At 39.0% G+C, this 22,822-nt stretch carries 22 protein-coding genes and 2 pseudogenes; 6 read left to right on the top strand and 18 right to left on the bottom strand.

What is annotated here, in order from left to right:
- Positions 1 to 143 precede the first annotated feature (143 nt).
- The 3 genes from JK629_RS12525 to JK629_RS12515 form a co-directional block, all read right to left on the bottom strand.
- The gene (locus JK629_RS12525) at positions 144 to 854 is read right to left on the bottom strand and encodes a DedA family protein (RefSeq protein ID WP_202335959.1); all 711 of its coding nucleotides are present in this window, start codon (positions 852 to 854) and stop codon (positions 144 to 146) included.
- Positions 855 to 1,029: 175 nt separating this feature from the next.
- Entirely contained in the window at positions 1,030 to 1,539 is a 510-nt protein-coding gene (locus JK629_RS12520) for a hypothetical protein (protein WP_202335958.1), read from the bottom strand.
- An 89-nt stretch (positions 1,540 to 1,628) separates the two neighbouring features.
- Entirely contained in the window at positions 1,629 to 1,976 is a 348-nt protein-coding gene (locus tag JK629_RS12515) for a hypothetical protein (protein ID WP_202335957.1), read from the bottom strand.
- 137 nt (positions 1,977 to 2,113) lie between these two features.
- On the opposite strand from JK629_RS12515, the gene JK629_RS12510 reads away from it, so the two are divergent.
- From JK629_RS12510 to JK629_RS12500, 3 genes are all read left to right on the top strand, one after another.
- The gene (locus JK629_RS12510; RefSeq protein ID WP_202335956.1) at positions 2,114 to 3,064 is read left to right on the top strand and encodes a hypothetical protein; all 951 of its coding nucleotides are present in this window, start codon (positions 2,114 to 2,116) and stop codon (positions 3,062 to 3,064) included.
- Positions 3,065 to 3,438: 374 nt separating this feature from the next.
- Complete coding sequence (locus JK629_RS12505) at positions 3,439 to 3,579, top strand: hypothetical protein (RefSeq protein WP_202335955.1); 141 nt, start codon at positions 3,439 to 3,441, stop codon at positions 3,577 to 3,579.
- A 29-nt stretch (positions 3,580 to 3,608) separates the two neighbouring features.
- Positions 3,609 to 3,818, top strand: coding sequence for a hypothetical protein (locus tag JK629_RS12500; protein ID WP_202335954.1), 210 nt, complete (start codon positions 3,609 to 3,611; stop codon positions 3,816 to 3,818).
- A 235-nt stretch (positions 3,819 to 4,053) separates the two neighbouring features.
- Here JK629_RS12500 and JK629_RS12495 read toward each other — a convergent pair whose 3' ends face one another.
- Together JK629_RS12495 and JK629_RS12490 are read right to left on the bottom strand one after the other, a co-directional pair.
- Positions 4,054 to 4,245, bottom strand: a complete 192-nt coding sequence (locus JK629_RS12495; protein ID WP_202335953.1) for a cold-shock protein — start codon at positions 4,243 to 4,245, stop codon at positions 4,054 to 4,056.
- Between the two features lie 78 nt (positions 4,246 to 4,323).
- Positions 4,324 to 5,424: a fatty acid desaturase family protein gene (locus JK629_RS12490; RefSeq protein WP_202335952.1), complete on the bottom strand. Its 1,101-nt coding sequence runs from the start codon at positions 5,422 to 5,424 to the stop codon at positions 4,324 to 4,326.
- A 429-nt stretch (positions 5,425 to 5,853) separates the two neighbouring features.
- Here JK629_RS12490 and JK629_RS12485 point away from each other — a divergent pair, with 429 nt between their 5' ends.
- Entirely contained in the window at positions 5,854 to 6,471 is a 618-nt protein-coding gene (locus tag JK629_RS12485; RefSeq protein WP_202335951.1) for a DEAD/DEAH box helicase, read from the top strand.
- Between the two features lie 105 nt (positions 6,472 to 6,576).
- Here JK629_RS12485 and JK629_RS12480 read toward each other — a convergent pair whose 3' ends face one another.
- Both JK629_RS12480 and JK629_RS12475 read right to left on the bottom strand, forming a co-directional pair.
- The gene (locus JK629_RS12480; protein ID WP_202338055.1) at positions 6,577 to 9,066 is read right to left on the bottom strand and encodes an ABC transporter permease; all 2,490 of its coding nucleotides are present in this window, start codon (positions 9,064 to 9,066) and stop codon (positions 6,577 to 6,579) included.
- A gap of 47 nt (positions 9,067 to 9,113) precedes the next feature.
- The gene (locus JK629_RS12475) at positions 9,114 to 9,803 is read right to left on the bottom strand and encodes an ABC transporter ATP-binding protein (protein ID WP_202335950.1); all 690 of its coding nucleotides are present in this window, start codon (positions 9,801 to 9,803) and stop codon (positions 9,114 to 9,116) included.
- A gap of 120 nt (positions 9,804 to 9,923) precedes the next feature.
- On the opposite strand from JK629_RS12475, the gene JK629_RS12470 reads away from it, so the two are divergent.
- Complete coding sequence (locus JK629_RS12470; protein ID WP_202335949.1) at positions 9,924 to 10,679, top strand: arylesterase; 756 nt, start codon at positions 9,924 to 9,926, stop codon at positions 10,677 to 10,679.
- 92 nt (positions 10,680 to 10,771) lie between these two features.
- Here JK629_RS12470 and corA read toward each other — a convergent pair whose 3' ends face one another.
- From corA to hisG, 10 genes and pseudogenes are all read right to left on the bottom strand, one after another.
- Complete coding sequence (gene corA, locus JK629_RS12465) at positions 10,772 to 11,860, bottom strand: magnesium/cobalt transporter CorA (protein WP_202335948.1); 1,089 nt, start codon at positions 11,858 to 11,860, stop codon at positions 10,772 to 10,774.
- A 43-nt stretch (positions 11,861 to 11,903) separates the two neighbouring features.
- Entirely contained in the window at positions 11,904 to 12,509 is a 606-nt protein-coding gene (gene hisIE, locus JK629_RS12460) for a bifunctional phosphoribosyl-AMP cyclohydrolase/phosphoribosyl-ATP diphosphatase HisIE (RefSeq protein WP_202335947.1), read from the bottom strand.
- Between the two features lie 240 nt (positions 12,510 to 12,749).
- A pseudogene (gene hisF / locus JK629_RS12455) lies at positions 12,750 to 13,499 on the bottom strand (imidazole glycerol phosphate synthase subunit HisF); the annotation flags it as partial.
- Positions 13,500 to 13,580: 81 nt separating this feature from the next.
- Positions 13,581 to 13,901 (bottom strand): annotated as a pseudogene (locus tag JK629_RS12450) (four helix bundle protein); the annotation flags it as partial.
- A 217-nt stretch (positions 13,902 to 14,118) separates the two neighbouring features.
- A complete protein-coding gene (gene hisA / locus JK629_RS12445; RefSeq protein ID WP_202335944.1) occupies positions 14,119 to 14,850 on the bottom strand; it encodes a 1-(5-phosphoribosyl)-5-[(5-phosphoribosylamino)methylideneamino]imidazole-4-carboxamide isomerase in 732 nt (243 codons plus the stop codon).
- Between the two features lies 1 nt (position 14,851).
- Positions 14,852 to 15,433, bottom strand: a complete 582-nt coding sequence (gene hisH / locus JK629_RS12440; RefSeq protein ID WP_202335943.1) for an imidazole glycerol phosphate synthase subunit HisH — start codon at positions 15,431 to 15,433, stop codon at positions 14,852 to 14,854.
- 122 nt (positions 15,434 to 15,555) lie between these two features.
- Positions 15,556 to 16,692, bottom strand: coding sequence for a bifunctional histidinol-phosphatase/imidazoleglycerol-phosphate dehydratase HisB (hisB, locus tag JK629_RS12435; RefSeq protein WP_202335942.1), 1,137 nt, complete (start codon positions 16,690 to 16,692; stop codon positions 15,556 to 15,558).
- Entirely contained in the window at positions 16,689 to 17,741 is a 1,053-nt protein-coding gene (gene hisC / locus JK629_RS12430) for a histidinol-phosphate transaminase (protein WP_202335941.1), read from the bottom strand. Before hisC ends, hisB begins: the two co-directional genes overlap by 4 nt.
- Before the next feature lie 4 nt (positions 17,742 to 17,745).
- Entirely contained in the window at positions 17,746 to 19,032 is a 1,287-nt protein-coding gene (hisD, locus tag JK629_RS12425) for a histidinol dehydrogenase (protein WP_202335940.1), read from the bottom strand.
- 64 nt (positions 19,033 to 19,096) lie between these two features.
- A complete protein-coding gene (gene hisG, locus JK629_RS12420) occupies positions 19,097 to 19,954 on the bottom strand; it encodes an ATP phosphoribosyltransferase (protein ID WP_202335939.1) in 858 nt (285 codons plus the stop codon).
- A 287-nt stretch (positions 19,955 to 20,241) separates the two neighbouring features.
- Between hisG and JK629_RS12415 the strand changes: the two genes are divergently transcribed.
- Positions 20,242 to 21,993, top strand: a complete 1,752-nt coding sequence (locus tag JK629_RS12415; RefSeq protein ID WP_202335938.1) for a sodium:solute symporter family protein — start codon at positions 20,242 to 20,244, stop codon at positions 21,991 to 21,993.
- A 4-nt stretch (positions 21,994 to 21,997) separates the two neighbouring features.
- Here JK629_RS12415 and JK629_RS12410 read toward each other — a convergent pair whose 3' ends face one another.
- Positions 21,998 to 22,813, bottom strand: coding sequence for a prohibitin family protein (locus JK629_RS12410; RefSeq protein WP_202335937.1), 816 nt, complete (start codon positions 22,811 to 22,813; stop codon positions 21,998 to 22,000).
- Positions 22,814 to 22,822: the final 9 nt, after the last annotated feature.

The raw sequence follows: 22,822 nt of genomic DNA, 5'->3' as shown, positions 1-22,822 counted from the left end.
AGGAGCGACTGAAGCAAATCGAAGATTCAACCTAGTTAATCTGTTCAGGTATAGTTCAGATCATGATAGCAACGAGTCTCAAAAGATTGCCACACCCTATCGGCCTCGCAATAAGCCTTTCAATTGCAACCCTTGTATAGCTATTAAAATTTATTGGTCGTAAGCTGCTTACTTTTATTGGCGGTTACCTTTTTAATTTTGGTCCTAACAATTTCCATAAGCAGGGGGCTCAAGGAAAGAATTATAATTCCAGCGACTACGGCTTCAAAATTGTTTTTCACGAACGGGAGATTTCCGAAAAAGTAGCCTAGAAGAACTAAACTCAAAACCCAAATAAGGGCACCTATCACGTTGTAACGCAAAAATTTAGAATATGCCATTGCGCCAATACCTGCAACAAATGGCGCAAAAGTTCTGACAATTGGCAGAAAACGGGCTATAATTATAGTTTTTGCTCCGTGGTGTTCATAAAATTCATTGGTTTTCAATATATACTTTGGATGTACTAGAGGTTTATTTCTTATTTTCCATTGTAATACTTTAAGGCCAATGTTTTTCCCAATATAATAATTCAATCCATCACCAAGAATCGCCGCCATAATCAATAACAATAGAATAATACCAAGATTTAATTCGGCAGTTTGCCCCATATCATTTTGCACTCCGGCGCAAAAAGCACCTGCAGTAAAGAGTAATACGTCTCCCGGTAAAAAAGCCATAAACACAAGCCCGGTTTCCATAAAAACAATTAAAAATAGAACAACGTAAATCCAGATGCCGTATTCAAAAACCAATTGAAATACTTGTTGATCTATATTTAGCGCAAAATCTATTAGATTATTTAGTACTTCCATAGTCACGATGTATTAAAAGTGTTCGAGCAACCAAAGGATTAATTTTAGCTTTTGTGCCCCTATTAAAACTTCCCACATTTTAGGATTGCCACTTGCAAGCCAAAATCCATAAATACACTTATCATGTATTTGATGAATTATGGCTTGATTGGCAGTCTATCTTGAAATGCAATGATTATGCGGCCCTTCTATTTACCTGTAAGCTCAGGATTTTCTGCTGAATCAACGCTTGCCATTTTTCTATTCGCTTCATCTCAAAATTTTCGGCAAACTCATCATTCATATCATAAAAGTTAAGCATAAAGGGTTCTTTATTGCTATAAAAAGAGATTTCTAGATCCAACGACTGTAATTCAGTCTCCGTTTTCATTTCCTTTTTATAATTTCTTGATTTCTTTATTATCTGACAGCTCTTAACATCTTGGAGGTTTATTTTCAAATAGGGAGTTTTCAAGGAATTTGCGCTTAAAAACAGTAGGGTATTCTGGACGTCGTCTACTCCTATAAAATGGTTGCTCCATTGTTCTTTTGTTCTAAATAGCAGGTTTTCTTTTTTTACGGCATTGTTGATCTGTTTTTTTAACTTATTGGTACTATTTCTTGCAATAATTACAAACCATAAATACGGTAACACACAGCACAAGGTGGTAATTATGATAATTGTGGACATTGATATTTTCATCATTATTATTTTTTAAGTTTTAAACTGAACTGGTTGTAGGGGGCTGTATTCCCAGAGATTGGGGGACAGCTAAAAAAATAATAAAGATGTATTTATGTATAAAAATGAAAGGGAAAGATAATCGTTCGGGAAGTCAGCCTCAAGGGGATGCTTTTCCCTATTTCAAAATACCTAAGCTTATGAGTATAGCTTTTGGCTATAAAAAGCTGCAACGAAGTATTCGAAGGGCTGTAGGGTACCTTAAAAGTTCTTAATGCCCCATTGCTATACTGGGTTTTAAAATAACCGTCAACTATTAAGGCGTTGTTGTTTGCTTCGTTGGCCGAAACGGAAATTTCTGATGGATTCTCCTCAATGGAAGGCAATCCAATGCTTTGTGTTGGAGCTACAAAGGATAGCCAGATAAAAAGGCTGAAAATAAATATTCTAAAGCCCAACATTGTTGATAATTATGGGGATAAATGTATGACAATTGCTTGTTAATAAATTCACAAATATTATAGAAAAAAATTTGCCCTGCGTCACATTATTTAAAACCCAATTCCTACTACATTTGCGGGGCGCTAAACGGCATACTATGGAATTAATTATTGGTTATATTGGGTTTATTATTGCGGCTTATTCAGTGATTGCCAACGATGTTATCCAAACACTTGGTACTTTTATTTCTTCCAACTTTAAAGTAAAATGGTGGTGGCTCTGGCTTTTTGCCATTGGCATTTTATCTGTCACCCTTTTGTACGGATGGTATTTTCATGAGGGTGATGTGTCTTATGGCAGATTAAACAATATACCGTTTCCGGAAAAATTGGAATGGTGGTATCTTTTGGCTCCCGCCGCTTTATTGGCCATAACGCGTCTGGGGGTTCCTGTTAGTACCACTTTTATGATTTTAAGTGTGTTTTCCACAGGGCAAGTTATTGAAAAAATGATCTTAAAATCTGTCTATGGTTATGCCCTTGCATTTGTATTTGCCATTATTGTTTATGTGGTTGTTTCAAAACAATTGGAAACCAATCAATCCCTGTCAAAACTGGATAAGCACAGAAAAAAACATTACTGGTTGGTGGCACAATGGTTTTCTACGGGCTTTCTATGGTCGCAATGGCTGATCCAAGATTTTGCAAATATTTATGTTTTTCTGCCCAGAAAACTTTCCCTAGAGCAGGTACTGGTTTCATTAGGCTGTATTCTTCTAATAATGGCCTATATCTTTAGAAAAAGAGGCGGTAAAATTCAAGAGATAGTCAACCAAAAATCAAATACCAACAATATTCGTTCTGCTACAATTATCGATTTGATTTATGGTATTTTCTTATTTGTATTCGGAAACCTAAACTCCATACCTATGAGCACAACATGGGTCTTTATTGGTATTCTTGCCGGTAGGGAATTAGCTATAACCTATTTGTTGAACAAGAAAAAAATTAAATATACCTATATCATCATTGCCAAGGATTTTGGAAAGGTGAACATAGGGCTTGCCATAAGCGTAGTTATTGCCTTGTTGATCCAGTATTTAAAGTAAGCAAATGGTTTATTTTACTTCCTCCTGCTTTCGTCCCCTATTTGAGGAAAGGCATTTGGGCCACTGCCGGCAAGAAATTGTGTACAATGCAATTTATTCCCTAAGCATCGGGATATAGATTTGAGACACTCACCTCAGGCTGAGCACCAATTTTTCATACTGGGAGGTACGGTAGCAGGGAAATTTATTTTTTGTTTGTTTACAACTAAACTGTGCAAAATACTTTTAAGTCAATAAAGGGGCCATACATTTTAACTTTCAAGAAGGAATTGTTTGTTAAATAATGTTAGCAAGCAAGGGAAAGCGCCGGGAATTTGATAGCTTGTATAAATATTGTAGAAAACAGTATTAAAATAACTTAAAATCAAATTGCTATGAAAACACCAAATTTTGAAGACAAACAAGGAAAACACCCCATCCCCCACGCTAAAGGAATCGCAAAGGACGATAACCTAAACCCAAAATCGCAAACGGATGGAAAAGGTGCAAAAAAAGATAAGCAGGAAGAAGAATAATTGGAAAAAATTCTAAAATAGAAAACAGTATGAAAGATAAGAAAACCCCCATTTTGGACCCCAAACATAAGAATGAGCAAAATATAGAAAAGCAGGACAGTCCCCAAGAACCGAATTCCAATCCAGAATCGGTAAAAAAGCCTAAAAAGGAAAATCCCAAAAAAGTTCCAGAATCCAACGATCCGGTGGGTTATGGTGAATCGGATGATGTGAAGGAATCTCCCTATAAGAAAAAGTAGATTATTTTCAGTTTATTTTTGAACCCTAAAGTGAAGAACGACGGGCGACGAATTACGAAATTTGAAAGTAGAAATTAGAAATACGAGCTAAGAACGACAAGGGCGAAGGACAAAATATTTAAGAAACGATTCAAGTCTCACGTCTCACAATTCACGCCTCAGCAATACTAAAAAGATTATAAAAATCAAAAACCATCCGTTAAGATGGTTTTTTCCTTTTGCTTTGGATTCTCTCTTAAAGCAATCTAACTTTTACCGCGCTAAGACCTTTGTCGCCTTTTTCTACATCAAACGATACATTATCATCCTCCTGGATATTATCAATAAGGTTGGTGGAGTGGACAAAAATGTCTTGTTCTGAACCTTTTACTTTTATAAAACCAAAACCTTTGGCTTCATTGAAAAATTTTACTGTTCCTTCTTTCATTGTTTCTATTTTATTAATATTCATTAATTTATTTATAAATATCTTTATCATTATTTCTGTTATTATATTTCTGTTTTATTAATTAATGGCCAACTGTGGCCTGCCCAGCAAACGGAGCATTTTAGTATGTGCCACAATTGCCTGTCCAAAGTTTTTCTTTACATTATATTGCATACCGTATTCCGCCGCAGTTTCCGATACAATTTTGGTGAGGTTTTTATAGTGTACATGGCATACATCCGGCAAGATGTGATGTTCTATCTGGAAATTGAGCCCCCCTATCATCCACGACAAGAACCTGCTTTTTGGAGCAAAATTGGTGGTTGTATTAAACTGGTGGCTGTACCAATCATCGCTCATATTTCCTTTCGTACCGGGTAAAGGAAATTCGTTATCGGGCATAATGTGGGCTACCTGAAATACCGTGCTCACCAAAAGTCCGGTTACAAAATGCATGCTGACAAAAGCCAGCAGTATAATCCACCACGCCAAGGGTATCATTATCATCGGCAATAGGAGGGCATAGCTATAATAAAGTAGCTTCCACCCTATCATCGCCATCAGCACCTTACTGAATTCGTGTTTCTTATTAAAGAACCCCATCTTCTTGTATCGTTTAAGTCTTATAAAGTCTTTTGCGGTAACCCACGATAAGGTGGAAATTCCATAAAAAAACCATACATAGATATGCTGAAATCGGTGCAGCCAATAGTGCTTGGCGTGGGGCGAAAACCTTAAAAAAAAAGGCGCGTTAATATCATCATCCGCGTGCTCAATATTGGTAAAGGTATGGTGAAGGAAGTTGTGCTGTACTTTCCAAACTGCATCGTTTGCACCTATAAGGTTAAAGCTGTAGCCCAAAAGGGTATTTAGTTTTTTATTTTTGGAATAGGAGCCGTGAATGGCGTCGTGCATTATGCCCATCCCGATACCCGACATTCCAAGGCCTGCGATCAAATAAGCCAAAAAAAGCAACCATACCGAGCTAATTATACCGGTAGAAAGGATTATAAGTGGCACGAAGAAAAGGCTCAACATTACTATGGTCTTTGTTACCATAGCGCCATTGGCATTTCTGTTTGTATTGTTATTCTTAAAATAGGCGCTTACCTTGCTGCGCAATGTTTTGGAGAAGGTAGCATTCAGTTCCCTGGGAAATCTGGGATTATTAGTACTCATTTTTATTGACTTATTGGTATTCAACAACCTGGAATAGAACCTAAATGGGTTTTACCATGGATAGAATATGGCGTGGTGTGGGGCAAATTGTTCAAAACGGTAAAGAAGGATAACCTGATTAATTTTTTTGGCTTTGTACCTAAAAGCGCCTATGGCACTACGACTGTTAAATTATAGAAGGAAGCGAAGGATTAATTAAAATTTGCGAAGATTAAAAAAAGATAAGTTCACTAGCTGTTACAATGCGAATGTACGGCTAATTAACCCGACCACCTCCCTATTTCTTGTTAAAGAATTTATTTTTATTAAACTATTCCCTTTCCTACCTTCCCAGGGGTATGATATGCATCTAAAAAATCTATGTCATTAATAGGCACTATCTTTACTGTAAAATTACAGTGCCCTCGGTTTTCATTTATAAAAATTTATATGTCCTTTAAAAAACTCCATGCAGCTATACTAGAGCAGCTAGCGCAACTGCAAATAACTACGCCTACTCCTTTTCAAACTGAAAGCATTCCTATAATTAAAAGTGGTGCCAATCTTTACTGTGTGGCACCCAAGGACAGCGGAAAGACCACCACCCTTATCATTACCACGATGCAAAAATTGAAATGTAAGGAAAGTGGAAATGCCCCAAGGGCGGTAGTGCTAGTAGAGAATAAGGAAATTGCGATGGAGCTATATGAGGCTTTTCTTTTTTATACCAAAAATACCTCCTTACGGGTGTACGTGGGCTATGAGGAACTTCATAATGATGTACAAAAATCAGAAATCGCCATGGGGGTCGATATTCTTATTTCTACGCCCAAAAGTATGAACAAGCTATTTTTGACCAATGGGGTAAGTATTGCCGATTTAAAAATACTCAGTATCGACGACGCTGGGTTTCTAACGCAAAAATCATCTTATGAAGCTATAATGTCCATCACCCAAAGTATTCAAAAATGTCAATATGTGCTCTATGCGGAAAAAATGCATCCGCTATTGAAACGATTTGAGGACTATTTTATGGGTTATTTCAAAGTAGTGAGTAATGAAAATTGAGTATTTTCTTGATGATATAAGAAATTCAGAACAGACAACAGACAACAGACAACAGAGAACAGACTTCCTCCCCACGGTAAACGACTCACGTCTCCCGTCTCACACCTAACTCCTCCGTAGCATCTCCAAAGGTGAACTCCGTAAAACCTCACGAATATTGCTCAACCCTATCCCCAAAACCAATAGGGAAATACCCGGTAAGAAAACCAAGAAAGGTATAAGCGAGGGAATAAAGGGTTCCTCAAATAAAAATACCGCCAAGAGTAAGCTGCTAAGCAAGGCCAAAAGAACCCCCAATAGACTGCCCAAAATTCCCAGAAATAGATATTCCAGGGCGGTTATGTTTAGTATCTGTTTGTTTTTGGCACCCAAGGTGCGCAGCAAGACGCTTTCCTTTATGCGCTGGTATTTGCTGGTCCGTACGGAGCCTATCAAAACAATAATCCCGGTAAGGATACTGAAAAATGCCATAAAGTTGATAATCCAAGTTATCTTATCCAGTATATCTTCTATTACACTGAACACCTGCCTTAGATCTATAACGGATACATTGGGGAATTTAGTGACCAAGTCGCGTTGCAGCTTAGCCGAGCTTTCCTCGGTGGGCGTATAGGTTGACAATACATTAAACTGTGGTGCATATTCCAGGACCCCTTTAGGAAAAACGATAGAGAAATTGGGCTGCAGGCTTGTCCAATCCACTTTCCGAATACTGCCAATAACAGTTTCCATAAGTACGCCCTGCACATTAAAAATCAAGGCGTCGCCTAGCGTTACATTGGCATCTTCGGCTAAATTTTCGGAGATAGAAATTTTAACGGTATCATCAAGCTTTTGCACACCCACCCACTCCCCTGCTACAATCTCTTCGGAATGGGTAAGGGTACTGCGATAGGTGGTTCTAAACTCATGATTTAATAACCAGTCTTTTATTTGGGCTGTAGTATCTGTGCGAATGCTGCTTACCAATTCATTTTTAATACTGTGCATCCGCATAGTAACTAGCGGAATATTATTTAATACTTCTAGATCATGGGCCTTAAAAGTATTTATTACCTCTTTTACCTGCGCGGGTTGCACGTCTATAGTAATGAGGTTTGCACTTTCAGCGGTTTGGCCCAGCGTGGCTTTATTCAATAAAATATCCTTGGTGAAATATAATGTACTGATTAAAAAGGTGCCCAAGCCAATAGCTACCAGCAATACGATGGTTTGATTGTTGGGTCGGAATAAATTCAGAAGGCTTTGACGTGTGGTAAAACTTGCACCCTTTGGAAAATAATTTTTTACCAATTTCATGGTACCCGTTGCAATACCTGCAAGCAGCCCGAAGGTTAAAAAAACACCACCTATAAAGGCCATTGCAAACAACCAATCTTTAAGTAACCAATACGAAAAGGCAAATAAAAACAAAACAACCACAACAATAACTCCATAGGTGGCTTTTTTGGACTGTTTTGAGGATTCCCCGCTATAGCGCAGTACTTCCAGGGGCGAAACATACCATGTGCGTAATAAAGGCAGTAAGGCAAATAATACAGACATTACCAAGCCCAAGAGAATACCCATGATTATGGGTTGGGCAGTGATACTAATAGTTAAATCAAAAGGCAGAAACTCTTTTAATACAATAGGGAAAAGCTCCTGTAGCCCTATTCCGATCAGCGTTCCTATAAAACCTCCCAAAATTCCAATTCCAGCAATCTGAATCAGAAAAATCAAAAAGCTTTGTTTTCTGGATGCGCCCAGACATTTTAGGATGGCGATCGGCTTTATCTTTTCCTTGATGTAAATATTCACTGAGCTGGCAATCCCCACACAACCCAGCAATAGTGCAATGAAAGCAGTAAGGTTGAGAAACGAACCAACATTATCATACCTGCGCCCCAAACGGCTGCTAGTGCTGGTATGGGTATCCAGATCTGCGTTTTCTGCCTCGAGCATGGGCTGCAATTGAACTTCCAAAGCTACAAGGTCTGTATTGGGCTGTTTGTAATAAAACTGGTATTCCTTTCGGCTTCCAAACTGTAACAATTCAGTGTCGGCAACCAGCCTATACGGAATTATTACTAAGGGCGCTACTGAGCTGGAGACCGCGTTATTACCGGGAATAGCGTTTAATGCGCCCGTTATGGGCAAAGTTATTTCGCCTACTTTAATGGAATCGCCTGCCGTCAAGTTGTATTGCAACATCAAAGTGGCGTCTACTAAAGCGCCCCCTAAACCTTGATAAGAAGTAGCGGCTGTAACGGGCTGTGTATCAATATTTCCGTAAAAAGGAAAATCGCCTTGCAAACCACGTACGCGAACTAATTTGGTGCCCTTGTTCTTGGGAAAAGCTACCATTGATACAAAGTTTACTTCTGAAGCATCGGGTTTTAGGGAATCAATAATTGCTTGTGCGCGTTCACTGGGAAGCTGATCGGTATCTATAAGAAAATCGGCCCCCATCAATGATTTTGATTGCCGTTGGATATTATCGGTAAGGTTTTGGCTAAATAACTGAATGGAAACAACAGCCGCAATCCCTAAGATAATGGATGCCATAAAAAGCAACAGCCGTGCCTTACTTGCCTTGGCATCGCGCCAAGCCATTTTCAATAGCCAAGCTGTATGTAACTTTGGTTTTAACTGGGGCTTGTTCAAATTGTAACAGTTGTTTTATTAGTTAAAATTCTGCCGCCCTTCAATCTTAAAATTTGTTGGGTCCTTGCAGCTAAATCTAAGTCGTGGGTAATAATCACGAGCGTAGTTCCGGCTTCTTTATTGAGGTCAAAGAGTAGCTGTATTACTTTCTCACCAGTTTCTTGGTCCAGATTGCCGGTAGGTTCGTCTGCAAATAAAATTGAAGGTTTGTTTGAAAATGCCCTTGCCACTGCTACCCGCTGTTGCTCGCCACCGGATAGTTGTGACGGATAATGATGTGTGCGGTCTCCCAAGCCTACTTTTTCTAAAAGTTCCTTTGCTCTGCTAACAGCCTTATGAGTCCCTTGCAGTTCTAAAGGCACGCTAACGTTTTCAAGGGCCGTTAGGGTTGGCAGGAGCTGAAAATCCTGAAAAATAAACCCCACTTCCTCATTGCGCAGTTGTGCGCGTTCATCTTCATTGAGGCTACTTAAATTATGTCCGCATAATTCCACACTACCTGCGCTCGGGGTGTCTAAGCCTGCGGATAGGCCCAGCAAAGTAGTCTTGCCACTACCCGAAGGGCCTACGATGGAAAATATTTGGCCTTTTTCCACTTCAAAGGAAACATCATGAAGAACCGTTAATTGCTTCGAACCGCTTTTATAAGTTTTCTCCAGCCCGTTAATCTTTAATATCTTTGTCATTTAAATTTTTTATATATCTGTTCGAGCGCAATCGAAAACTCGTTATAGTTTTTCAATGTTAGTTCGAGTGCTGTCCAAATTTCGGGAGAGAACTCATTTTTATTAATAAACCGCCGCCTTATGCCGAATTTCAAAATTACGCAAACCCTTTTAAATACAATAGGTTCCAAGTCGAAGTACCTCTTAAAGTTTTGTTATTTCTTACTTGTTTTTATACTGTTATCCTGTGGAAATGACACAAAATCAAAATCTGCAATAGAAGCGAACGAAAATACCCCTAACGAAACTGAAACTTCGGAAAATACCTCTAGCAAGACCATTTTATTTTTTGGGGATAGTATAACTGCTGGCTATGGTCTGGATGATACCAATGATGCTTTTCCAGGAATTATCCAATCTAAAATTGACTCCTTGGGTTTGAATTATGAAGTAATAAACTCTGGGGTTAGCGGGGAAACTTCCGCCGGCGGCAAAAGCAGAATCAACTGGATCCTCAATCAGAACATAGATATATTTGTTTTGGAACTCGGTGCAAATGACGGGCTGCGAGGCGTGCCTATTTCTGAAACCAAAGCTAATCTACAAGCAATAATAGACGCCGTTAAAACGAAAAGCCCCGAGACAAAGATTGTGTTGGCAGGAATGCAGTTGCCCCCCAATATGGGGCAGGATTATACCACGCAGTTTCGCGCCATCTTTGCTGATCTGGCTGCAGAAAATAATATTGCCTTCATTCCTTTTATTTTAAAGGACGTTGGCGGAGTTAAAAAGCTAAACCAAAATGATGGAATTCATCCTACGGCAGAGGGTCATAAGATAGTCGCTGAAACTGTTTGGGAGGTTCTGGAGCATGTTCTAGATTCTGAGAAAAGGTAAGTTACGAGGTACAAGCGACGAACTATCCACCAGTTAAACCCTTACATAAATAAACAATTAAACATTCAACCTAGGGTGTAAGTCGGACTGCGTTACAACCATTTCTTTCTTTTAAAATACCAAAGCAATCCAAAAAACACCAAAATCATGGCCCCCCAAAGGTAGTAATAGCCGTATCTATAGTGCAGTTCGGGCATATGTTCAAAATTCATCCCGTAAATACCTGCCATAAAAGTGAGGGGGATAAAAATGGAAGCCATAATGGTAAGCACCTTCATCACCTCGTTCATTTTGTTGCTAATGGTGGTCATGTACATATCCATTAAGCCCCAGATCATATCCCTATATATTTCAACACTTTCGTTTACTTGAATAATGTGGTCATAGAGATCGCGAATGTATTTGTTGGTGCGTTCATTAATAAGCGAGTTTTCTATTTTTTCCAGTCTATTTACTACCTCTCGAAGCGGCACTACTGCCTTTCTGATTCTTAGTATTTCTTTTTTAAGCTCTTGGATTTCCTCGGTTATATTTTCATCTTCCTTGTCATCAAAAAGTTTATCCTCAAGTATTTCCACTTTATTGCTTAAAAATTCAATAACGGTGAAATAATTATCTACCACCGCATCCATAATGGCAAACATAAGATAGTCTGAACCCAAGCCTCTTATTCTTCCCCTACCATGCGCAAGGCGATCACGCAGGTCTCCAAAAACATCGCCCTCGGCCTCTTGGAAAGTAATGACGTAATCCTTTCCAATAACCATACTTATATGCTCGTTTATAAGCTGTTCCGCATCATCATAGTGCAACATTTTGAAAACAATAAATAAATACTCTTCGTACTCGTCAATTTTTGGGCGTTGGTTAGTGGTAACTATATCTTCCTGTATTAGTGGGTGCAATTCAAAATGGTTGCCTAAAGTAACAATGTCATCGGTATTGCTAAGACCGTTTACGTTAATCCACGTAATATTGGCAGAATCCTCATACGTAAAAGCCTCTTGTATATTGTTGGTCTCAAAACGGTCATAATGCTCCTTGGAATAATCTATAATGTCCAGTTTCGTAACCGTAGTAGTTTTTTTACCGGTATAGGTTACCGTTCCCGGGGAAAGGTTTCTTGCCCTTTTGGGCTGTATTTTTGTGGTTTGTGTTTTTTTTCTTCTTCGTGCGGCCATAAAAAAGTTGATTATTTTTTAAAGGTAGGAAAAAGTAAAAAGATTATTCCATTTTATGGCGTTGCCGAAGTGTTTTCTCCACATCGCTTAAGGTAAAACCCTTTGCCTGAAGCAAAATCATATAGTGAAAGAGCAGGTCGGCACTTTCATTGAGAAACAAATTGTCATTATTGTCCTTTGCTTCAATCACCACTTCCACGGCCTCCTCGCCTACTTTTTGCGCAATTTTATTGATGCCCTTTCGAAAAAGGGATGCTATGTAGGAATCTTCATTTTCAGAATTCCTTTTTCTGTTTTGAATGATGTTTTCCAGATCTGAAAGAAAGCCAAAACTAGAAACATTATCTTCCTCCCAGCAAGTGTCAGTTCCTTTGTGGCAAACAGGCCCCGTAGGATTTACTTTTATTAAGAGCGCGTCATTGTCGCAATCCAAAGCAATGGAGACAAGTTTCAGGAAATTACCGCTTTCCTCTCCTTTTGTCCAAAGTCTTTGCTTGCTTCTACTAAAGAAAGTAACCTTTTTTGATTGATTGGTTTTCAAAAAAGCCTCCTCGTTCATATACCCAAGCATCAGCACTTTACTTGTTAAATCATCCTGAATGATTGCGGGCACAAGGCCGTCCCTGTCTTTTTTAAAATCTATATTCATTGTTTGTTTTTTGTTTAACTATCCTTCGTCGCTCGTCGCTCGTCGTTCGTCGTTCGCATCTCGTATTTCGTAATTCGTATTTCGTATTTCCCATTTCGTATTTCCCATTTCGTATTTCCCATTTCGTATTTCCCATTTCGTATTTCATTTTATTATTCAAACTTCGTCGCTCTTCACTCGTCGCTCGTAGTTCGTCGCTCGTAGTTCGTCGTTCGTAGTTCGTCGCTCGCATCTCGTACTTCGAACAGCTATTCCCTGGGTTTTCAGTTTATTCTTTAATTCGGAAATAATGATTTTCTTAAAATGAAACACACTGGCTGCCAAGGCGGCATCTGCTTTTCCTTTAATAAAAGTATCGGCAAAATGCTGAATCGTTCCCGCTCCACCGGAGGCAATTATCGGAATGTTCAGTGCTGTTGAAAGCTTTGCCAAAGCATCGTTTGCAAAACCGTTTTTGGTGCCGTCGTGATCCATAGAAGTGAAAAGGATTTCGCCCGCACCACGTTTTTCTACCTCTTTAGCCCATTCAAAAAGATCTAGTTCCGTAGGCTTCTTCCCTCCCATCAAATGTACTTTCCATTTGCCTTGAATTTGTTTAGCGTCAATGGCCACAACGATACATTGTGAACCAAACCTTGAAGCCAACTCGTTTATCAATTGTGGGTTTCTTACAGCAGACGAATTCACCGAAATCTTATCGGCGCCATTGTTCAAAAGGATTTCCACATCTTCGACGGAAGAAATACCACCCCCAACGGTAAAGGGAATATTAATGGTTTCAGCAACTTTTAAAACTAATTCAGCTAAGGTTCTTCTTCGTTCCTCGGTTGCTGAAATATCCAAAAAAACCAATTCGTCTGCCCCGTTTTCAGAATAGAACTTTGCCAACTCAACAGGGTCGCCGGCGTCGCGCAAATCGAGAAAATTGATTCCCTTTACGGTTCTGCCGTTTTTTATATCCAAGCAGGGGATTATTCGTTTAGTTAACATAAGAAGTACGAGTTACGAACGCCGAGCGCCGAATTGAAGTTTGAGGTACGAGCGATGAACGACGGGATTTGGAAATATTTATCATAATCTTTTTCTTGCGGTTTTTATAGAAGCTACTGTTATTGCTACCAACTCATCACTTTCATCGATTAATTTTTTTATAGTTTCGGTGTTGTTTGAATTGATCTCTAACAATATTTCCAACCAAAACATACTTTCGTCTGCTTCTTCTTCTACAATTTTTAACTTGTTTATAAAATCACGATCAGATTTTGCTCTGTTTGCAGCGCGATAATTTGCGCCAACAGAACTCGATGACCGAATAAGTTGACGTACAATTGAGTCAAATTCCCTTGACTTTGGAATTTTAGAACATAGGCCCAAACAGTCCAAAGTGAACTTTTTAGTTCTTGCTTTTAAATCTTGCGTACCTCTTCGTTTTAATAATAGACTGGTTCAAATTAATAATTTTCTTAAAATTATCACCTCAAAACTCGTAACCCGTCATTCATAGATCGTCGTTCGTAGCTCGAATTCGTTATTCATCGTTCATCAATCGTCGCTCGTCAATCGTCGCTCGTCGCTCATCATTCGTCGCTCGTCGCTCAAACCTCGTAGCTCAAATCTCGTCGTTCAAAATATAGTTTTCAAGTTGTTTCAAGTTAATTCTATTTTCATAAATCGCTTTGCCGATAATCACTCCTTCACAGCCTATTTCAGCAAGTTTTGGCAGTTCTTCAAAAGTTGAAATTCCTCCAGAGGCAATCAGTTTTACTATTTTGGTTTCAGTAATGATTTTTTCATACAAATCAAATGAGGGGCCTTGCAACATTCCGTCTTTACTGATATCGGTACAGATTACATATTCAATTCCACTTTCCATATATTTCTGTATAAAGGGAATTACTTCTAAATTTGAAGCTTCCATCCATCCACTAATTGCCACTTTTTCATCTTTGGCATCCGCACCCAAAATAATTTTTTCACTTCCAAATGTTTGTAACCAATCATTGAAGGTTTCTGGGCTTTTTACAGCGATACTACCGCCAGTTATTTGGTTGGCGCCACATTCAAAGGCAATCCTCAAATCATTGCTTGTTTTTAGCCCGCCACCAAAATCAATCTTTAAAGTAGTGTTTATAGCGATTTCCTCTAATACCTTATGGTTCACAATGTGTTTACTTTTCGCACCGTCCAAATCCACCAAATGCAAATATTCTATCCCGTGGGCTTCAAATTGTTTTGCAACCTCCAATGGGTTTTCATTATAAATCTTTTTCGTGCTGTAGTCCCCTTTTGAAAGTCGGACACATTTGCCGTCAATAATATCTATTGCTGGTATTATTCGCATATTATAGTTTTAAAAAGTTCTTTAAGATATGTTCACCTGCGGTACTGCTTTTCTCGGGATGGAATTGTACACCATAAAAATTATCCTTCTGTAATGCCGATGCATATTGAATTCCGTATTCTGAAATTGCAATAGCTTCTTTACAGAGCGGAGCGTAAAAACTATGCACCAAATACATAAACTCGTTTTCTGAAATACCCTCAAACAAGCTGGTTTTTAAATTTGAAATCTGATTCCAACCAATTTGCGGCACTTTTAAACCTTTGGGAAATCGTACTACCTCCACATCAAAAACTCCCAAACCCTTTGTATTTCGTTCTTCGGAAGATTTGCAGAGCAGCTGCATTCCCAAACAAATGCCCAAAACGGGTTGTTTTAAAGTGGGAATGACTTGGTCCAGGCCTGAGACCTTCAGTTTTTGCATTGCGCTACTCGCCTCGCCCACGCCGGGAAAAATTACTTTATCAGCACTACGTATTTCAGTTTCCTCATCGCTCAAAATTGCTTCAAAACCCAGTCTCTTCAAGGCAAATTTGATGCTTTGGCTGTTACCCGCTCCATAATTAATAAGTGCTATTTTCATATTTCCTATTTTAATTTCCCGTCGTTCGTAATTCGTAGCTCGTATTTCATATTTCATATTTCGTAACTCGTAGCTCGTCGCTCGTACTTCGTAATTCGTATTTCATATTTCGTATATCGTATTTAAAGCAAGCCTTTGGTCGTTGGTAAAATCATTTTTTCAGCATCACGTTTTATAGCCATCTTTATGGCTTTAGCGAAGGCTTTAAAAATTGCTTCAATTTTATGGTGCTCGTTGGTTCCTTCGGCTTTAATATTGAGATTTGCCTTGGCACCATCGGTAAAACTTTTAAAAAAATGCTGGAACATTTCCGTGGGCATTTTGCCTATCATTTCGCGTTTGAAATCGGCATCCCAAACTAGCCAGTTCCTTCCACCGAAGTCAATGGCAACTTGGGCTAAACAATCGTCCATTGGCAAACAGAAGCCGTAGCGCTCCATTCCCAATTTATCCCCTAGGGCTTGGTTGAAAACTTCGCCCAAAGCAATTGCGGTGTCCTCGATGGTATGGTGCTCGTCCACTTCCAAATCTCCTGTTACGGTTATTACCAAATCCATTTGCCCGTGCCGCGCCAATTGGTCCAGCATATGGTCAAAAAAGGCAATGCCAGTGTTTATAATACTTTTCCCGCTGCCATCCAGATTCAATTTAATTGAAATATCGGTTTCATTTGTTTTTCGGTGGATTTCTGAAACACGCTGTTTCAGTTTTAAAAACTCATAAATCTGCTGCCAATCATTGGTTTCCAAAGCGATGTTTTGCTGTAGTTCTTCAACTTTCAACGAAATTTCGGAAGTCCCCAACTTAGTATTATCGTTTATGAAAATTCCTTTGGCGCCAAGGTTTTTGGCAAGTTCCATATCCGTGAGCCTATCGCCTATTACAAAGGAATTTTCCAGGTCATATTCTTCGGAAAAATATTTTTTTAACAAGCCAGTTCCAGGTTTCCGAGTATCGGCCTTTTCGTTCGGAAATGTTCGGTCAATTAATACCTCACTGAAAATAACACCTTCATTTTCAAAACCTTTTAGTATAAAATTATGTACTGGCCAAAAGGTTTCCTCAGGAAAAGAATCCGTTCCCAAACCGTCCTGATTGGTAATCATCACCAATTCAAAATCAAACTCTTTTACTATTTTTCCCAAGTAGCTAAATACTTTGGGATAAAAAATCATTTTGTCAAAAGCATCTATCTGCTCGTCTACAGTTTCTTTGATTATGGTGCCATCGCGGTCTATAAACAGTACGCGTTTTTTCATTGTTGCATTTCTTTTAGGGTAATTATTAATTTTTTGTTTTCGGAAGGAGTTCCAATCGTTATACGAAGTGTGTTCTCACAAAATGGTTGCAAACTTCTATTGCGTACTACAATGCCTTTTGCCAATAATTGTGTGTAGCGCCTTTCTGCATTGTCAACTTTTAAAAGGATGAAATTTGCATCTGATGGATATACTTTTTTAACAAAATCTATTTCAACCAATGCTTTAAGTAATGTATCCTTTTCTGTTTTTAATAAGGATATCTCCCTATACATCCTTTCAGTATTTTGAAGTTGCTCAATTGCCGTTTCTTGGGTGAGTTTATTTATGTTGTACGGCGGCTTGATTTTATTCAAAACCGAAATAATTTCCGCAGAAGCATAGCAAATTCCCAATCGGATTCCCGCCAATCCGTATGCTTTTGAAAGTGTTTGTGTGACAATCAAATTTGGAAATTTGCGCAGCTTTGAAATCCAACTTTCCTCGTTTGCAAAATCTATGTAAGCCTCATCAATCACTACCAAACCATGGAAGGTTTTTAATAGCTTTAAAATTCTTTCCAAAGCTATCAAATTACCCGTTGGATTATTTGGGGAACAAATAAACAATAGCTTGGTGCGCGTATCTGCGGTACTTGAAATCTTATCCAAATCCAGCTGAAAATCTGCATCAAGTAGCACTTCCCTATTCTCAATATTATTTAAATCTGCCAAAACTCCGTACATACCATAGGTTGGCGGTAAAGTGATTATGTTATCTTTAGCGGGTTCGCAGAATGCCCTGAAAATCAAGTCGAGTACTTCATCACTGCCATTTCCCAAAAGAATCTGATCTGTTGGAATATTTTTATGTTTTGAAAGAATGCTTTTTAGGTGTCGCTGTTGCGGATCGGGATAGCGGTTTACATTAGTTTCAAACGGGTTTTCGTTGGCATCGAGGAAAACCATCTCACTGTTAAAATCCTTAAATTCATCGCGGGCTGAGCTGTATGGCTGCATTTTTGCCACATTTGGTCGGATAAGGCTCTTAATATTAAAATCTTTATTCATCGCTTTATTTTTTTAAACTCTCCAACCGTAAAGTCACCGCATTTTTGTGCGCTTGCAATCCTTCAGCTTCGGCCATGGTTTCTATGGTTTTCCCTATATTTTGAATTCCCTGTGCTGAAATTTTTTGAAAGGTCATACTTTTCATAAAACTGTCGAGGTTTACCCCGCTGTACTGTTTTGCATAACCATTTGTGGGCAAAGTATGATTGGTTCCCGAAGCATAATCCCCAGCGCTTTCGGGAGTGTAGTTTCCAATAAAAACTGAACCGGCATTTCGAATGTTCTCAATAAAAAAATCTTCTTCTTTTGAAACCACAATAAAGTGTTCCGGGGCATATTCATTGATGAGATTGATTGCTTGTCCATTATTTTCCACCAAAATCATTTTTGAATTTTGTATTGCTTTTTCCGCAATCGATTTTCTGGGAAGTGACGCCATCTGCTTTTCCACTTCCTTTTCTACAGAATTCAAAAGCTTTTCTGAGGTTGTAACTAAAATAACCTGACTATCGGCACCGTGTTCAGCCTGCGACAGTAAATCGGAAGCCACGAAGGAAGGATCCGCCGTGTCATCAGCAAAAACAAGCAACTCTGAAGGACCTGCGGGCATATCGATAGCAACTCCGTGTTTGGTTGCAATTTGCTTGGCGACGGTTACAAACTGATTTCCCGGACCAAATATTTTGTAAACAGCAGGAACGGTATCGGCGCCAAAAGTCATTGCGCCAATAGCTTGAATTCCACCAATTTTGAAAATATGTGTGACTCCGCAAAGATTGGCCGCATAGAGAATTGCAGGGTTGATTTTACCGTTTTTATCAGGTGGCGAGCATAAAATAATTTCCTTGCAACCAGCTACTTTTGCTGGAATAGCCAGCATCAAAACCGTTGAAAAGAGCGGCGCAGTCCCACCAGGAATGTAAAGCCCTATTTTTTGGATGGGTCGTTTTTCTTGCCAACACAATACACCTTTAGTAGTTTCTATTATAATACGGTCAGTTTTTTGGGCGCTATGGAATTTTTCGATGTTTGCTTTTGCGAGATTGATTGCTGCCTTCAAATCTTCGGGTACTTCTTTTTCTGCATTTGCAATTTCTTCTTCCGAAACTACTATTTCATCCAAGGAAATTCCATCAAAAAGTTGGGTGTATTTTTTAACTGCTGCATTACCTTTCACTTTTACTTCGGAAAAAATTTCGTTTACGGTCGCTTCCACATCGGCAATCGTTTGGGTGGGGCGTTGTAAAAGTTCAGACCATATTTCAGGTTTTGGATATTTTATAGTTTTCATTTTTATAATTCAATAGTTTTATTTTCAGTGCGTCGTTCGTCGTTCGTCGTTCGTCTTTTATAATTTAAAGTATCATTTTTTCAATTGGACAAACTAATATTCCTTCGGCTCCAGCTTGTTTTAATTCTTCAATTACTTCCCAAAAAACATCCCTATTTACAACGGAATGAATGCTGCTCCACCCATCCTCTGCCAGCGGAAGCAAGGTTGGGCTCTTCATTCCCGGCAAAATTTTGATTATTTCATCAATCTTTTCATTTGGCGCATTTAAGAGCACATAGCGCGAGTCGCGACCTTGTAAAACGGATTGGATTCGAAAACGAATTTTATCAAGAATTTTAGTTGTACTTTCTGAAATATTAGGAGAAACTGCAAGTACGGCCTCACTTTTCAAAATGACTTCCACTTCCTTTAAATTGTTTTTGAAAAGCGTACTGCCGCTGCTCACGATATCGCAAATAGCATCAGCGAGCCCTATATTTGGAGCTATTTCAACACTGCCATTAATGATATGTAGCTCTGCTTCTATCCCTTTTTCATCTAAATAATTACGGGTCGTTTCAGGATAACTCGTAGCGATTCGCTTTCCGTTAAAGTCTTCTATGGAACTGTATTTAAAAGTCTTCGGAACAGCAAGCGAAACCCTGCATTTCGAAAAGCCCAAGCGACTGGCAATTGAAATTCCTTCGCCTTTTTCAACCAAAAGATTTTCACCTATAATGGCGCAGTCCACCACGCCATCCTTTAAATATTGGGGAATATCGCCATTGCGCAGGTAATAGATTTCCAAAGGAAAGTTGGTAGCCGAAGCTTTCAATTGGTCGCGGCCATTGTCTATATAAATACCGCAATCTTTGAGTAACGCCAGCGATTCGTCGTGGAGACGCCCTGATTTTTGTACTGCAATTTTTAATTTTTTCATTATAATTTTTCTAGTTGAATTAGGGAAATAAAAAAACCCGTTTGATTGCTCAAACGGGTTTTCGAATATTGTTGAATTTACACAATAGCCATATCACCTCGCGAGCGCGTGAAGGAAAATATGGTGATGATGTAAAACTGATTTGTTCATAAATACGACGACAAATCTAAACAAAAAGATTGTTTAAAAGACTGTGAATATAAAAATTTAACGCTTTATTAATTTTCAAAGCAATTTCTTTACTTTAACCGGAGTAATTACGAACCGCTGTAAAATCAATACTTCTTATGCATTTAGCCACGCTTGACTGGATTTTAATCATTTCATTCTTTGTTATATTTCTTGTGATTGGCCTTGTTGTAGCCAAAAAGTCTGGAAAGAATACACAGGAATTCTTTCTTTCAGGAAGAAATATGCCGTGGTGGTTGTTGGGTATTTCTATGGTTGCCACCACTTTTTCAGCAGATACTCCAAATTTGGTTACAGATATTGTTCGGCAAAATGGCGTTTCGGGAAACTGGGTATGGTGGACGTTTTTAATTACTGGAATGCTGACAGTTTTTGTATATGCAAAATTATGGCGAAGAAGTAAAGTACTTACAGATCTTCAGTTTTACGAAATGCGCTACAGTGGAAAACCGGCGGCTTTTTTACGGGGATTCCGGGCTTTGTATTTGGGTGTTTTTTTTAATGTAATGATTATGGCCTCGGTCTGCTTGGCAGCTATAAAAATTGGTGGCGTATTGTTTAACCTTGAGCCATGGGAATGCGTGCTATATGCTTCTATCGTTACGGTTATCTATAGTTCTATTGGCGGTTTGCGAGGGGTTATTTTTACTGATTTCCTCCAGTTTATTATAGCGATGATCGGCTCCATTTGGGCAGCGTATTACATTGTGAACTTACCCGAAGTAGGCGGTTTGCAAAATCTTCTTTCCAATGAAAATGTTTCGGATAAATTAAATTTTCTGCCAGATTTCGGCGATACAAACACCTTACTCGTTCTATTAATAATCCCCATTGCCGTACAATGGTGGAGTGTCTGGTACCCAGGAGCTGAACCTGGTGGTGGTGGCTATATCGCACAACGTATGCTTTCCGCCAAGGATGAGAAAAATGCCATTGGCGCAACCTTACTCTTTAATATAATGCATTATGCCCTGCGCCCATGGCCGTGGATTTTGATCGCTTTTGCCTCATTGGTCGTGTATCCGCAACTTACCGATATTCAGGCGCAATTTCCAAATGCCGTTTTGGGCCATGATTTGGGCTATTCTGCAATGCTTACTAAATTGCCTGCAGGTTTGCTTGGTTTGGTGGTTGCTTCTTTGATTGCGGCTTTTATGAGCACTATCTCCACGCATCTTAACTGGGGGTCTTCCTATATTTCATTGGATTTTTACAAGAGGTTTGTGAAACCAGAAGCATCTGAAAAGGAATTGGTTGGCGTTGGACAGATTTCCACAATTCTGTTAATGGCTTTTTCTGCTTTGCTCGCATTGGTATTAAGCAGCGCTTTGGAAACTTTTGCAATTCTATTGCAGATAGGCGCAGGAACAGGACTCATTTTTATATTGCGATGGTTTTGGTGGCGCGTAAACGCATACAGTGAAATTACCGGCATGGCGGTTTCATTTATAGTTGCCATAGTTTTCAATTTTGTGGAAATGGGACTGGAACCCTATGAGAAACTGGTAATTGGCGTTGCAATTACAACAGTAAGCTGGATTGCGATAACCCTCCTCACCCGTCCTACGGATACTAAGACACTAGCAAATTTTTACAATGCAATTACGCCCTACGGCAACGGTTGGAAAAACTTTAAAAAAGTGGCAGCCAAAGCGAATATTAGTTTGCGACCAAGCCATGATGTGTTTACCATTGACTTAGCCTCGATGCTTCTGGGAATTGTTTTTGTTTACACTTCGCTCTTTGCCACAGGATATGTTATCTATGGAAATGTTATGGGAGCGACAATTCTTATTGGAATTGCAGTAATTTCGGCATTTTTTATTTTTAGACTATGGAAGCGGAAGTAAGTTTTTAATTATTCCCTAAAATCAAAGGCAAACCGCTATCGCCAGAGCCTACCACAACCACTTTGCTATTTGGTGATTTTGCAAGCTCGAGGGTGGCATCTATTCCTTTATCCTGAAGGATTTTATCTGTAAGCGAGGCACTTAAAATTCTATTGGCATCTGCTTTACCTTGTGCTTCAATACGTACTTTCTGGGCTTCCTTATCAGCAGTCACTAACCTAAATTCGTATTCTAAAGATTCTTGTTCCTGTCTTAACTTTCTTTCAATGGCGTCTTTAATAGTGGGTGGCAGGGTTACGTCCCGTACCAAAATTTCGTTTAATTGCACATATTGTTTATCAAGGATCTTTTTTGTTTCCTCAAAAATTTCCTCTTGAATGGCGTCCCGTTTTGTGGAATATAACTGCTCTGGTGTATAACGACCTACAACGCTTCTGGCCGCACTTCTAATGGCTGGCTGAATAACGCGTTGCAAATAGTCTTCTCCTTTTTCTTGGTGTAACTTGGCCACATCACTATAAATAGGTTGATACCAAGCCGAGGCGTCCAATTTTATTTCCAATCCGTTGCTAGATAGTACTTGCATTTTTTCACTGAGTTCTTGTTGGCGCACTTCATAGACAAAAACCTTGTTCCACGGGGCAATGATATGAAATCCCTCTCCTAGCGGTGGTTCGTCGGTAACCACACCGTTACCAAAAGTTTGATACAGCACCCCAGCGTGACCGGAGCCAATAGTTACAGAAGACTTTGACACTAAAATTATGAGCAAAATAATTCCTACGATTACGGGTATTGTGAGTTTAGGTAATTTTTCCATTGTATATGT

It is taken from the genome of Aequorivita iocasae (assembly GCF_016757735.1).
Lineage (GTDB): Bacteria > Bacteroidota > Bacteroidia > Flavobacteriales > Flavobacteriaceae > Aequorivita > Aequorivita iocasae.
The sequence above is the reverse complement of the archived record's forward strand: the minus strand, read 5'-3'. Positions and strand labels throughout refer to the sequence as shown.